Here is a 13,978-nt window from a genome sequence, read left to right as displayed (position 1 = left end):
TTTTTCAGATTCCTATTTAGCTAGTTCGACATTTTATTGTTTGTTTTCTTTTTCAAAACTAGCAATGCCATAACCGGCAACAGGGAAAGCATTAAAAAAATAAATGCAAAAGCGCCCTTTCTCCCTTTGTAAGTTTCCTGCGCAAACTCTTTTGCAACTAATTTGTACTTCTCAGTAGTTCTAAATGGTACCGCATCCTTACTTGCGATTGAATAGCCAAACGATCCTGTTGGGCCGTTTAGGCGATTATCACTTATTGACACCGAACGAATATTGGTCGATAAAATACTATTCTTCGGGACGGCGTCGAAAGAAACGCCGCCTTCTTGTAAATCAACAGATTCGGTAGAATAACTCCACTCCCCCCAAAAATCGACATCCTCGGTTCCTGCAGCATCGTCAGCTTTTGGCCGATACAGCCGGAACGAAAACTCTAGCGGCAGCGCATTCTTAGCGTCATATTTTGCAACGGAATATTCCGCAAGTAGATAATAACCATTCGTGTAACCCTCCGACCATGTGTATTCGAAATTCTCAACCTTATGAATCCCCCGTTGTGGTGCGAACACCCTAAATCCCTTGACCGCCTTATCTGGAAAGAATTCAACCGTCTGCCAAAGGTTTGAGAGATCATAAAGTGGATCGTTTTGAAATGCGTTTAAATTCACAACATTATTGCTACCCAACGCGAAATCGGTGCTATTAAATGCAAAGAACAATATCTGGACGGCCACCGATAACCGACTGGGAAATGAACCTTGATCAATATCGGCCATCAATGTTGTTCCGTGTCCTTGGGGATACCACTCAACTTCTGACCCATGACCGGTTGCTTGGTCCAACGGCACCCAACTCTGATACACATCCACTCCGTCACTGACGACATAGTTGAACACCGGAGTATTTGGCCCCGATTCTAGAAGTAAGATGTTGCACTGATGTTTCGCAACTTCAGCCGAGAAAAGCATTGGCTCACAATTCGTTATGCCGGCCGGCGGCCTATATGATCTTTTTAGAACTCCACTGATCACTTGTTTCTGTTCGGAAAACCCATTAAGCGTAAAGCTTACAACCAAGATAGACAGAAAAACGGGTAGTATCTCTTTTATTAGTCGGTGTAAATTCATCGTTATTTAAGAAGGTCAGTCTTCACTTTTGACGCTCCAGCACAACCGTTCGCATCACGCTCCTGCAAAGACTTTTCGCCTTGGCTCATTCCAGTTTTGTTTCTCATGCAACTTCGCATCCATCAAACCATGCGCCGTGCAAATCAGGCAACGCCAGTCAAAAACTGACTTGGCGTGATGCCACAGCATTTCTTGAAATCTCGCGTGAAGTGATGTACACGGTTGTCATCGTAACCTAATTTCGACGCCACCCCTTTGATGCTCTTGCTTGCCGACAGCAGTTGCTGCGCGCGCTGCGCCCAGAGTTCGTTGATCCACGCTTGGGGGCTCAAGCCGTATTGCGATTGGATATGCCGCTCCAAAGTCCGCACGGATACCCGGCAATTTTTCGCCAAAGTTTTCACACAATAGTTCGCCATTTGTGCCCGTTTCGGCCAATCGGTGATTTTCTGTAACGCTCTTGCCATTTCCGACCTTTGGTTTTGCAGCCAGCAGGCTGCGGATTGCTTTTGAATCGTTCAGTCTCGCCCATCAGTCCATAAAGGCTGTCGGGCAACGGAACTTCAAAAGGGTGCAACGATGCCGATTTTCCACCTTTCACCTATCGTTGCAATAGAAAATTTATATTTTGGGGGAAAGACTGGAGGCATCGTGACCCCCTGGTGGTAAAGCTCGAGGTGTTGAGCACCCGACGCGAAATGGAACTGCTGCGCCTCCGCTGCCAAGGTCACCATGTCTCCAGATTTCCCTAACTTTCGTCGCCGGCCAACGACCGTTGCCGACTTTCCCAACAACCTGGATGCGGAACACGACGCGATCGTCGCTCATTTTTTTCGCATTGCTTCAAACAGCGTCACAAAACATTGGGCCGAATCGGCGCCGCGATCTTTTTCGCGGAACGCACCGGCTTGCACCACTTGGTAGGCGTTCACGAATTCCGGCACGCCGCACCAGGTGGTTTGCACCAGGCCGAGCGCGTGTTGCGCCAGTTTGGGATCGGCCCGCAGGGCGCGCATTTGCGTCAACTGTTCCAGCGCCACCTTGGGGCGTCGCCACGGACACGTCACCACGTCAAATCCCTTTTCGGCAAACCACTTCGCCGTCGGCGCGGGCGCTTCGTAATGCCAGTCGCAAATCAGCAGATCCTTCGGCACAAGATCCAGCGCGGCGGCGGTTCCATTTTCGCTCGCCTCCCATTTGCCCAACTTGGTGGCTTTCCCATCCAAAAACCGATCACCCCAAATCCAGGTCCGGCAGCCCAAGGTTTTCAAGTGAGCGTGCAAGCGGTTGACTTCATCCGCAAACAACTGCGCCGGATCCTTGCCTTGACAGCGCGGGCAATCGGGATCCGCCAGAATAAAAACTTCATCCATGCCAACGTGAAACGATTTGGCCTCGCAGACTTTGATCAATTCATCCATCAAAGCGAACACGACCTCATGCACCTGCGGATGCAACGGGCAATAACTGCGGCAGTAAATCCCTTTGTTTTCCGGATATTTCCCCGGGGTCTCATCAAACTCGGGGTGCTTGTCCAACAATCGCCCGTTATACTTGGCCCAGGATTGATGCCCCAAACAATTGATTTGCGGAATCAACTCGATGCCGTTTTCCCGACACGCCCGCAACACTTGTTTAAGCTCCGCTTCGCCCATGGCGGACGGATCGGCGAATTCCGGGAGCGACGTGTAATCGTACTGGTAGCCAATCTCCAGGATCAACGTATTCACGCCCTGCTTGGGCAGCTCCTCACGGATGAACTTGACCAGAAGCGGCGTTGCTTGTTTTCCGGGAGCGGACAGATGCAAGCCGCGAATCGGCAACGTCGTGGAGGATGGCTCTGCTGACGTTGCCGCTGTAACCGTAGCCGTCCAACAACTTAAGCAACCCAATACCACCAGGAGCATAACTCCGATACGCCACGACCAGTTTCCGGACAAAACAGTGGGACGATAATTGTTCATGGTCTTCATGGCGTTTTCAAATTGCGTTTAGGTTGCTGCTTGCTGGCGATAATCAATCCCGGCGGGAGTCGAATCGTCAAGCCACAATTCCGCAATCCCGGTTTTCGTTTTCCGAACATCCCGCGAAGATTTAGCGTGCGCCGGGCAAAGCGCACGCGCGGCCTCGCTCAGCCCAAACCGCGATCGGTCAATTCATCTTCATCCAAACCGAGGTAGTGCCCCAGCTCGTGCAGGTAGGTGGTGCGGACTTCCGCGCGATAGGCGGTTTCATTTCCACTGACGTAACGCCACAGGTTTTCCAAAAACAGGAAAATCTGCGCCGGGACTGGTGACATCGCGTGATCGGCATCCGCAAAGGCGGGGCCGGTAAAAAGCCCGAGCGTTTCCGGACCGATGCCATCGGCGACGAAGGCCGCATCGGGCTGGCGATCCAGCGCGATGGGAATTTGCCGTGCCCGTTCGCGCAAAGGCGCCGGCAGTTCGGCCAGCGTTGCGTCAATTTCCATCCGCGCCAGATTTTGCAGATGCTCCCAATTCATGCGATGCAGCCGTCGTTCAGCGGGAGTGCTTCAGGCGGTTTCACGGGAATGTTCAATCATCCGCCGATCACCCACCAAATCCGCTTGCATCGGCGCCAAAGCGGCGGCGGCGATGGGCATGTATTTACCGGTGGCTTCCACAAGCGCATTGCCCGCCTCGTCCAGAATGATGGCGCGCGCTTCGAAGAGTCGCCCTTTGCGATTGCCCGTCAGCTCGGCGGTGACCCGCACCACCTGATCCGGTTGAAGTGGTTTGCGGTAACGCACGGTTAATTCGGCGCAATAGGCGAATTGTTTGGTCGCGACGACGCACGCCCACACCATGATTTCATCCAACACGGTCGCCGCCAAGCCACCGTGAACCACGCCTTTGAAACCCACATGCGTCGGCCCGGGACGGAAGCGCGTCGTCACCTTTTGACCATCGGTGTGGAAGCGTAATTTGAGTCCGTGCGGATTGGCTTCGCCGCATACAAAGCACGAATGGGTGTGCGGCAGTTCTTTCATCTCGATTTTTCAACCACGGATGAACACAGATGGACACGGATAAGCGGAATGACGAATGCCGAAATCCGAATTAAATCCCGCGCGGCGGTTTCGTCATCCGACATTCGAGCTTCGGCATTTTTTCCCCATCCGTGTTTATCCGTGTTCATCCGTGGTTAATTTTCCCTTCCCTTCACCTGAGCGCCGATTTTCTTGAGGAACGGCTCAATGGAGCGCGGGCGACCGAGGAATTTTTCGATGCTCACGTTCACGTCGCGTGAATCGCCGGTGGCGTAAATCTCCGTGCGCATCTTGCGTCCCGCCGCCACGTCGAAATAACCGTCCGGGGCTGTTTCAAAAACCGTCGCCATGTCCGCCGCGATTGCATCCGCCCAGGCGTAACCGTAGTACCCGGCGTCGTAACCGGTGAAGTGGCCGAAGTAGCAGATGAAATCCGTGTCTGGCGGCACGGGTAAAAACGTGTCGCTGAGCACCCGGTTGGCGAGCGGCAGAGCTTCGCTTGAATTTTGATCGGTGATCCGCGTGTGCAACATCAAATCCATCAATCCGAAGGAAAGCTGGCGCCGATAGTGACAGGCATAAGTCGCGTATTTGGCGGCTTTCAATTGATCCAGAATGTCGGATGGAATTTTGCGAGAAGGATCACGATAGTCGGCGGCGAAGCTATCCAGCACGCGCCGGTCCCAGACCCAGTTCTCCAGCATTTGTGAGGGCGCTTCGACAAAATCGCGCGGCACATTGGCCCCGGCAAAGCGCGCGAAGGTGGCGCGCGTCAACAATTCGTGCATCACATGACCGAACTCGTGAAACAGCGTTTCCACCGAACCGTGATCCAGCAGCGACGGTTTGTCGCCGGTAGGCGGGGTGAAATTGCAGACCATGGCCACCACCGGACGTTGATTGTCACCGTTGGCGGTGCGGTGGCCGCTAATCAACGGGAACACGGCGAAGTGGTGGTATTTGCCTTCGCGCGGAAACAAATCGAGATAAAAGAAGCCAAGCGGCTCGTCGGACTGCGCATCACTTACCGCCCAAAGTTGCAGGTCATCCACCCAACGGTACGGCGCGGTGACGCGCGCAAACTTCAATCCGAAAATCCGTTGGTAAATGGTGAACATCCCGTCCAACGTGCGTTGCAGCGGAAAGAAGTTACGCAACTGTTCGCTGTCCACGTTGTATTGCGTTTTGCGCAACTGCTCCGCGTAATAGCGCCAGTCCCAGAGTTGAACGCGCGCATCCGCATCGCCGGTTTCAGCCGTTTTCAACTGCTGAAATTGAGCCAGTTCACTTTCAAATTTCGCCTGCAGTCCGTCGCGAAGCCGCTCCTCGAACGCGATGGCCGTGCGACCGTTCTGCGCCATCTTGACTTCGAGCTGGTAATCGGCCCAGTTCGCATAACCAAGCTTCGTGGCGATCTCGTGGCGCAACGACAAAATTTTACCGACGAGCGGGGCGTTCTCCGCGCGCGCCAACCGCGCCTGTTCCGTAACCACCTGTTGCCGCACCGCCTCACTTTTCACATGTTCCAACACCGCGAGTGCCTGCCAGGTCACATTCACCTTGAGGCTGTATTCGTCCGGACCGGTTTTGACGCCAGCCGCGGTCAATAAACTTTCCGGCGCGCCCTCCAGTTCGGCCCGGGTGAACCGCAGCGTCTTTTGCGCGTCGGTAATGTGACTGTCGAAATCCGTGCTGACGGCGGTGAGTTCCTTGCGCAGTCGCTCCACTTCATCTCGCTGAACCTTGGGCAGATGCAATCCGGCGCGGCGATAATCGCGCATGGTTTCGGTCAGCAATTTCGCCTCCTCGCCCGCCAGTTTCGGCTGCGTATCGGCGTAGGCTTTCACGGCGCGATAAACATCCTCGCGATAATCCAAACCCACCGCCCATTCCTGCAACTGCTTCACCGCCTCGGTCGCGGCGTCGCGAATGGCCGCCACCGGACTGGTTTCCTTGATGAGATAAAGCCGGTTGAGATTCTCGTTGACGATCGCGCCGCTCGCATCCAGTGCGCGTACGGTGTTGTTGAAACTAACCGCGTCGGGCGCCAGTTGGCCGATGCGATCCAACGCCGCATCCGCCTCGGCCCTGGTGCGCGAGACGGTCTGCGCGATGGCCTCGGGCGTAATTTCGAATCCGGGCAGGCGCAGCCGGTTGTGGAAAGGTTTTCCTGCCTGTTGAAAATCGGTCAATGTCTTCACTTTCGATGCAACTTCCGGGTTGTGGCCAAGCTCCTTGGTGGCGCAAGAAGCGACAAAGCCCGCGAGGGCCAGCCAGCTCAATTGCTTGACAAACATGCGGCGCACACTAGCCGCGCCGGCTCGTTTCTTCAAGCCAAGTTCTTGCGCGCGCCGCGGTTCCGTCGCCAGATGACAATTCTTCGCGTGACAGTGGCGCGCAAGCAAACTTAACACGCTGCGGGGTCAAGGCGGGGCACCAGCCGTCCAGCCGCAAACCGCGTCAATTCAGCGGTGCGGACCAGTCATACGTCGGGCGGGTGGTGCCGTCCTTGAGCGTGACACCGTGACTATTCCACTTCGTTGTCGTGTTGAAGACCCGGCCCGTCGTCTGGATTCCCGTGATTCCATAATGCGCCAGCGGCAGCACCTCCCCGGGGTCGCTCACCCCATTATTGTTCCCGTCCTGCCAGAGCGCGAGATGCTCCAGTTCAGGGCCGGTGAGCATCCCGTCGTGGTTATCATCCAGCGCCGCGAGCGCCGCATAGCCATCCTGCCAAAAAATCCAGAAGGTGACGTTCCCGAACATCTGTAAAGCCGACGTGATTTGTCCGCTGCCATCCGAGTCATAAACCAGCCAAGCCGCTTTCGGAGTGATCCAGCCCCATTTCCGTTTCAGCCCGCTGCCATCCAGATCAAACTCCACGCCGGCGGTTGGATTCACCAACTCCGCGAACGAAGTTTCAGCTTCCAGCGGCACAAGAATCGGCGTGATGGCCCGGCCTATTTGCTTTAACCTCTTTTCCTTCTCCTGCAACCCGGCGAGTTCCCTGGCGTCCTTGGTCGGATCCAGCAACTTCTTCATATAGCCGATGATCTCCTCGCAATAACATTCTCCCACCATGATGATGGAGCCGCGATTGTGGCTTCGGATCGGGTTGCGTCCGGCTTTGACATCAGACCACGCATCGGCAACCCACTCCTTGAAGTCGAAATCACCCGTGACCTCCATGTGCCAGGCGGTTTGCAACGCTTTTCGGTAAGCCGTCAGGGCTTGATCCCTTTGTCCCAACTGATCGAGACACCAGGCTTTTCCCAACTCCGCTCGCACAATGCGCCACGGAGCAGCGTTGGTGGCGGTCTTGAGCAAGGTCAAAGCGTGTTCGTAAAAAACGACCGCATTGGTCAGATGCGCCAAACCAACAGTCCGGGCCTCGGGCGATTGGAATTCTTGCACGGTTTTCGGCAAACCGGAAAACCGGGTTTGCCATTCGTCTGGATAGCTGGATTCTTTCACCACCACGACCTGCGTCAGATTGGTCGCGTAAGCCATCGAGTACAAACGCGCAAGCTGGTAGGTGAGTTCAACGTCATTTGTGTTTGCCTTGAGTCGTTGCTGGAGGTTGGTGAACAAACGCTGGATCGGCACTTTTTCCGTTTCTGGAATCCTGTAATGAGCGGCCGTCCGGCTGGCGTAGGTCAGAATCACCAACACCCAAAGCAACGAGATTTGTTTCATGGCCGTAACGTGGTCTGGTTGGTCAGCAATCTACGCATGCAGATGTTCACCAACGCATTTTGCAAACGACGCTAGAACACTCCATAATCGGCGCGGCGTCAACCATGACTCTGCTCGAAATCAAAAACCTGCAACTCGACTTCGTCACGCATGACGGCGCCGCCCGCGCCGTGGACGGCGTCTCGCTGGCGCTCGCGGCGGGCGAAACCGTCTGTCTCGTCGGCGAAAGCGGTTGCGGCAAGAGCGTCACCGCGCAATCCATCGCCCGCCTCGTCCCCGCGCCGCCCGCCCGCTATGCCGGCGGCGAAATTTGGCTCAAGGGCCGCGACGTGTTGAAGATGACACCGGAGGAATTGCGCGCCATCCGGGGCGGCGTGGTGAGTTACGTCTTTCAAGAACCGGGCGCGTCGCTGAATCCCGTCTTTCGCATCGGCACGCAGATCAAGGAGATGTTGAAGTTGCACCGGCCGCCGCACGCCACGGACGCGGAGGTTATTCATCTGTTACAGCGCGTTGGAATTGCGGCGCCGGAGCAGCGCATCAAAAGCTATCCGTTCGAACTATCCGGCGGCATGCAGCAGCGCGTGATGATCGCGATGGCATTGGCCAGCGAACCGCAATTGCTGGTCGCCGATGAGCCGACCACCGCGCTGGACGTGACGATTCAGGCGCAAATTCTGGAATTGCTACGTTCGCTCAAGCAGCAACTGGGCATGGCGATGCTCTTGATCACGCACAATCTCGGCATCGTCGGCGACATCGCGGATCGCGTCGTCGTGATGTACGCCGGACAAGTTGTGGAAAGCGCGCCCACGCGGGAATTGTTGCAACGTCCGCGCCATCCCTACACGCAAGCGTTGATGGCGAGCGTGCCGCGTTTGGGCGAGCATTCCCGTCGTTTAAGCGCGATTCCCGGTCAGGTGCCGCGCATCGGCCATTTCCCCGCCGGCTGCCGCTTCGCGCCGCGTTGTCCAATTGCCAAAGACGAGTGCCGCCAAACCGCGCCAGAACTGCGCGAAGTCGGGCCGGGGCATTGGGTGCGCTGTTGGCTCAAGGTCTGAACGGAGCTGGGTTAACCAACGGTAAATGTTTTCATTTCGTCGCCCTTCCGCTAAAACCGTCATTGCCATGTTTGAACTGCTGAAAACTGATCCACATTCCAAAGCGCGGCTGGGCCGATTAACCACCGCGCATGGCGCGGTGGACACGCCGGTGTTCATGTCCGTGGGCACGCAGGGCAGCGTGAAGGCGCTCGATCCGCGCGAACTCAACGAGATGGGCACGCAAATCATCCTCGGCAACACGTATCATCTCAACATCCGCCCCGGCATGGACATCATCCGTGCGGCGGGCGGCTTGCATCAATTTATCAACTGGCCAAAACCCATCCTCACGGACAGCGGCGGATTTCAAGTGTTCAGCCTGGCGAAAATTCGCAAGATCAAGACGCACGGTGTCGAGTTTCGTTCGCACTTGGATGGTTCGTCGTTGTTTCTTGGACCGAAAGAATCCATGGAAATCCAACGCACGCTCGGCTCGGACATCGCCATGGTTTTTGACGAATGTCCCGCACACAACGCTCCGGCGCGCGAACAACGCAAAGCCGTCGAGCGCACCATTCAATGGTCCCGGGAATGTCGCGCCCAACCGCGCGCTCCGGGACAGTTGGTCTTCGGCATCTGTCAGGGCGGCATCAATCCCGAGCTGCGCGAGCAATGCGCAAAAGCCATCGTCGCGCTGGACTTCGACGGCTACGCCATCGGCGGCGTGAGCGTGGGTGAACCCGAGCCGGAAATGATGAAGGCCGTGGAACTGGCCGAACCGCATCTGCCCGCACACAAAGCGCGTTACGCCATGGGGCTGGGCACTCCGGCGCAACTGGTGGAACTGGTGGCGCGCGGGGTGGACATGTTTGATTGTGTATTGCCGACCCGGGTGGCGCGTAACGGCACCGCCTTCACGCGGCAGGGTCAGTTCGGTTTGAAAGGTGGCGCGTACAAGGCGGACTTCCGCCCCATCGAAGCCGGTTGCGATTGTTTCGCCTGCCGTCATTTCACCCGTGCCTATCTGCGACATTTGCTGAACGTGAACGAGATTCTGGGACTGCGCATGGTCAGCCTGCACAACACCCACCTTTACGTGAAATTGATGGCGGACATCCGGGCGGCCCTGGCGGCGGGAACCTTTGCGACATTTCAACGCGAATTCATTGCGAACTACGTACCGTCACAGAAAATCCTCTCGCAACGAGAAATGACCCAATTGGAGCGTTGAGGCGGCGGATCCCGCGCGCCTCCATTGAGCGGGATCGCCGGAAGTGTCTCAATTAAACATTGACCCGCCGGGAAATTCCCGCCATTTCCCAGAATGTTACGGAAACGCAAACCCCATGAAAATTGAACTGCGTGCGGTCAGTAAATCGTATCGCTCCATTCACGCGTTGAGCCGGGTGTCCCTGGAAATTGCCCCCGGGCAAATCATCAGTTTGCTCGGCCCGAACGGCGCGGGCAAAACCACGCTGCTGCGCTGTCTGGCCGGTATCGCCGCGCCGGATTCAGGCCAGATCTACTTTGACGATCAGGAGTTCCGGCGCGACCGGTTGGATTTGCGCCGGCGCTTTTTCGTGCTGCCCGATTTTCCGTTTTTATTCTGGGATCAAACCGTGTTGCGCAATCTGGCCATCATTCTGCGCCTTTACGAGGCGGACGGAAACAACGCGGAAGATCGCGTGCTGGAATTGTTGCGCGAGTTCGATCTGCTGCCGCTGGCCTTGCGGCCGGTGCAAACCCTGTCGCGCGGACAAGCCTACAAGGCGGGTTTGGTGGCGTTGTTGGCGGCGGATCGCGAGGTGTGGCTGTTGGATGAACCATTTGCCTCGGGCATGGACCCGCACGGCATTGACGCCTTCAAACGCCACGCCCGGGCGGCAACGGCGCGCGGGCGCACCATTCTATATTCGACACAATTGCTGGATGTGGCCGAGCGGTTCAGTGATCGCGTCTGCGTGATTCACGAGGGCGAAATTCACGCGTTCGACACCATGACGCGGCTGCGGGAATTGGCCAGCGACAAGGCAAATGTGTTGGAGGAAATGTTCCGTCGGTTGCGCAACGAAGCTGAATGAAACTGCACTCGCCAGCCTTCGAACGCCGCTTGCGGCGCCGGATTCAACACACCATCCGGCGCTCGCCGGAGTTGAAACGTCAGGCACGGCGCGGTCGCCGCTCCCGCCACTATCAAGCCCGCTCTCTCTTTCGATTACTGCTATCCGTCATCGCGGCCGGCGCGACCTTCAGCATTGCCAGTAAAAGCGGCCATCTGGCCCCGGCCCTGGCTTTCGTTGGAATCTGGCCTGGCGTCATGATCGTTTACCAAGTGTTGTCCCTCGCCCAACACCTGTATGCGTCACCCGACCTGCCGGCGTTATCGCTGCTGCCACTGGAGACGCAAACGATCTTCCGCCGTCAGCTCGGCCGATATCTACGACATTCGCTCTGGTTGCTGGTGGACTTGGCCGCGATGTTGGGCACCTTGATGTTCTGGCTCGAATGGCCTGCGGTTAAAGGGTTGGTCTTGATTCCCGCTGTGGCGCTGGCGTGGTTGATCACACTGGCGCTCGTTGGCTTGGCGCTACGGCACTGTTCCTCACTGCCCTACGGCATGATGGCAACCCTCACTTATTGGATTGGGATAATCATCCTGGTGTGTCACTCCTTTGTGGGTGCGCCTCTGCTGGCTCTTTTGGAACGCAGCGCCGACACGCTGAACCTGCTGTTGCCCACCACCTGGCCGTTGGCACTGCTGCGGGCAGTCGCTCCTGACGGCTCGCCACGCGAACTCTTGTTCCTGATTCCCAGCCTCGGTTTGATTTGGACATTGCGTCACACCGTCCGGCAACTTGCCGCAACCTACGAATTCGCCGAGCCGCTCGAACCAGAGGCGGCGGATGTGCTTCCGCATGGATCCGGTTCGGAGTCAACCGAGGTAAATAACGTCTCCGGACGGGTGGGCGTAACGACCATTGCGGAGTACGTGGCGACACGCGAATTTCTCACGCCGGCAACCGCATCCATCACCGGCTGGTTTGAAGTGTGGTGGTGGCGCTGGTTGACTGACCATGAAAGAAACCTCGCGGAACTCGCCTTTCCCAAGACCGTCCGGATCACGCGGCGATGGAAGAAAATTTATCTGCACCTTATCATCGGCGGAGTGACGGCCACCGCGTTGGGTCAAATCAATCCCGCGTTTCAAACCTGGGCTTGGTTGGGAACAATTCTAATCACGGTCTTTCGCGGATTCGACGTTTTCTACGCAAAGGGACGAGCGTTCAGTCCGATCTTCTGCAGCGGGGTAAACCTTCAACTGCACACGGTTTATCCCGTGGGTTATCGCGAACTATCGCGGGTGTTGTTCAAATACACGCTCGTGCAACTTCCAGGCCTGCTGGGATACCTGGCGATTTGCGGCGGAGCGATCGCCCACCTGACCGGACTGGGATGGGCCATGGGGGTCATCATGGGATGCAAAGCCGCGCTGCTGCTTGCCGCCGCGCGCGGGCCTATCATCGCCATGGCGTTCAGCGCCGGGACGAATGATTCCTCGCGATTCCGCCTACACGCAATTGCGCTGATCGGGATGTTTCTATCTGTTGGTGCGGTCTTTGCCGGGCTGGCGGTGGCCTGCGTCCGGATCACCACTCCCGTGCTTTCCTTCGGACTCGGGTTGGGCGCGCTGCTGGCGGCCTGGGGATTCTGGCGGCTGTACGGCCGGTTCTACAACGCCAATAAATTCGACATCATGAACCTGCCGCGCGAAGGGGTTTAGCGGCTGCACGCACACTTGTTTCCTTGCGCTGTGCTGGTTAAGTTGCCCGTGTGATTTACGACGCGTCACTTGACGATTTGTTGCAGAAAGTCTGGGATGGCCAGCGGATCAATGCCAGTGAAGCGGAACGCCTGTACCATTTGCCGTTGGAAGAACTGGCCGCGCTGGCGGATCGGCGCCGACAACTCGCCAAGCAATCCGCCTACGGCGGACGCGGCAATGAGATCGTCACCTACCACATAGATCGCAATATCAATTACACGAACATCTGCAATGTCTATTGCAAATTCTGCGCGTTTTATCGCACGGAAAAAGCGCCGGACGCCTACGTGATCACCCGGGACGAGTTGGATCGCAAAATCGAGGAGACCATCGCGCAAGGCGGCGAGCAGATGTTGTTGCAGGGCGGGCATCATCCCAAGCTGACCAAACAATGGTATCTGGATTTGCTCGCGCATGTGAAAAGCAAGTATCCACATTTCAACATTCACGGTTTCAGCCCGAGCGAGTTCATCCATTTCCGCGAGGTGTTCAACGAGCCGCTGGAAAAAATCATAGGCGATTTCAAAGCGGCTGGCCTCGGCTCCATTCCGGGCGGCGGCGGGGAAATCCTCGTGGACCGGGTGCGCCAACGCATTTCCCCGCGCAAAGCCATGACGGACGACTGGCTCGAAGTGATGGACGTGGCGCATCGGCTTGGACTTTATTCGAGCGCCACGATGATGTTCGGTCATGTGGAAACGCATGCGGACCGGATTGAACATTTGGAACGCCTGCGCGCGCAACAGGACAAGTCGTTAAGTTACGCCCGAAAACCCCTCACCCCTACCCTCCCCCCATCGGATGGGGAGAGGGTGGCCGAAGGCCCGGCGAGGGGAAATCCAACTGGTCATTTTACTGCGTTCATCGGCTGGACGTTTCAAGCGGAGCACACCAAGCTGCGCGCCCCGACCGTCGGCGCGCACGAGTATCTGCGCACGCAGGCGCTGGCCCGCATTTACCTGGACAACTTCGAGAACGTGCAAAGCTCGTGGGTCACGCAGGGGCGCGAGATCGGACAGATCGCGTTGAAATTTGGCGCGAACGATCTCGGCAGCATCATGATCGAGGAAAACGTAGTGAGCCAGGCGGGGGCGACTTTCCACATGACCGTGGCCGACATGCACCGGCTCGCCAGGGACCTGGGTTACGAACCGCGCCAGCGCAACAACTGGTATCAATTGCTAAATTGAACGGAGGCCGGCGCACAAACTCGATTTCGCACCTATAGCGGTTTAATTAAAGTTGTAGCCGTGGCACCGAACGAGTGCAACCCAATGAA

At 56.9% G+C, this 13,978-nt stretch carries 12 protein-coding genes; 5 read left to right on the top strand and 7 right to left on the bottom strand.

All coding sequences use genetic code 11. The features are described from left to right. Window positions 1–20 precede the first annotated feature (20 nt). The 7 genes from M9920_10095 to M9920_10065 all read right to left on the bottom strand — a co-directional run bounded on the left by M9920_10095 (window position 21) and on the right by M9920_10065 (window position 7,833). Window positions 21–968, bottom strand: a complete 948-nt coding sequence (locus tag M9920_10095; protein ID MCO5052643.1) for a hypothetical protein — start codon at window positions 966–968, stop codon at window positions 21–23. 302 nt (window positions 969–1,270) lie between these two features. Beyond that, a complete protein-coding gene (locus M9920_10090) occupies window positions 1,271–1,498 on the bottom strand; it encodes a helix-turn-helix transcriptional regulator (protein ID MCO5052642.1) in 228 nt (75 codons plus the stop codon). A gap of 453 nt (window positions 1,499–1,951) precedes the next feature. Then, window positions 1,952–3,100: a family 20 glycosylhydrolase gene (locus M9920_10085; GenBank protein MCO5052641.1), complete on the bottom strand. Its 1,149-nt coding sequence runs from the start codon at window positions 3,098–3,100 to the stop codon at window positions 1,952–1,954. A gap of 158 nt (window positions 3,101–3,258) precedes the next feature. Continuing rightward, on the bottom strand, window positions 3,259–3,630 hold the full coding sequence (locus M9920_10080; protein ID MCO5052640.1) for a metallopeptidase family protein: 372 nt from the start codon (window positions 3,628–3,630) through the stop codon (window positions 3,259–3,261). A gap of 30 nt (window positions 3,631–3,660) precedes the next feature. Then, the gene (locus M9920_10075; protein MCO5052639.1) at window positions 3,661–4,137 is read right to left on the bottom strand and encodes a PaaI family thioesterase; all 477 of its coding nucleotides are present in this window, start codon (window positions 4,135–4,137) and stop codon (window positions 3,661–3,663) included. A 155-nt stretch (window positions 4,138–4,292) separates the two neighbouring features. After that, on the bottom strand, window positions 4,293–6,470 hold the full coding sequence (locus M9920_10070; protein ID MCO5052638.1) for a Zn-dependent oligopeptidase: 2,178 nt from the start codon (window positions 6,468–6,470) through the stop codon (window positions 4,293–4,295). 127 nt (window positions 6,471–6,597) lie between these two features. Next, entirely contained in the window at window positions 6,598–7,833 is a 1,236-nt protein-coding gene (locus M9920_10065; GenBank protein ID MCO5052637.1) for a hypothetical protein, read from the bottom strand. Between the two features lie 104 nt (window positions 7,834–7,937). Between M9920_10065 and M9920_10060 the strand changes: the two genes are divergently transcribed. The 5 genes from M9920_10060 (at window position 7,938) to mqnC (ending at window position 13,889) form a co-directional block, all read left to right on the top strand. Then, entirely contained in the window at window positions 7,938–8,894 is a 957-nt protein-coding gene (locus tag M9920_10060) for an ABC transporter ATP-binding protein (protein MCO5052636.1), read from the top strand. Between the two features lie 67 nt (window positions 8,895–8,961). Next, the gene (tgt, locus tag M9920_10055) at window positions 8,962–10,107 is read left to right on the top strand and encodes a tRNA guanosine(34) transglycosylase Tgt (GenBank protein MCO5052635.1); all 1,146 of its coding nucleotides are present in this window, start codon (window positions 8,962–8,964) and stop codon (window positions 10,105–10,107) included. 115 nt (window positions 10,108–10,222) lie between these two features. Continuing rightward, window positions 10,223–10,957 carry an ABC transporter ATP-binding protein gene (locus M9920_10050; protein ID MCO5052634.1) on the top strand — a complete coding sequence of 245 codons (735 nt, stop codon included), beginning with the start codon at window positions 10,223–10,225 and terminating at the stop codon, window positions 10,955–10,957. Beyond that, window positions 10,954–12,657 (top strand): hypothetical protein, encoded by a 1,704-nt coding sequence (locus M9920_10045; GenBank protein ID MCO5052633.1) that lies wholly within the window; start codon window positions 10,954–10,956, stop codon window positions 12,655–12,657. The genes M9920_10050 and M9920_10045 overlap by 4 nt, the downstream gene beginning before the upstream one ends. 50 nt (window positions 12,658–12,707) lie before the next feature. After that, window positions 12,708–13,889 carry a dehypoxanthine futalosine cyclase gene (gene mqnC, locus M9920_10040; GenBank protein ID MCO5052632.1) on the top strand — a complete coding sequence of 394 codons (1,182 nt, stop codon included), beginning with the start codon at window positions 12,708–12,710 and terminating at the stop codon, window positions 13,887–13,889. The last annotated feature ends 89 nt before the right edge of the window (window positions 13,890–13,978 follow it).

This window comes from Verrucomicrobiia bacterium, assembly GCA_023953615.1.
Lineage (GTDB): Bacteria > Verrucomicrobiota > Verrucomicrobiia > Limisphaerales > JADLHS01 > JADLHS01.
Note: the sequence above shows the minus strand (reverse complement) of the source record. Positions and strands in the feature narration are given on the sequence as shown.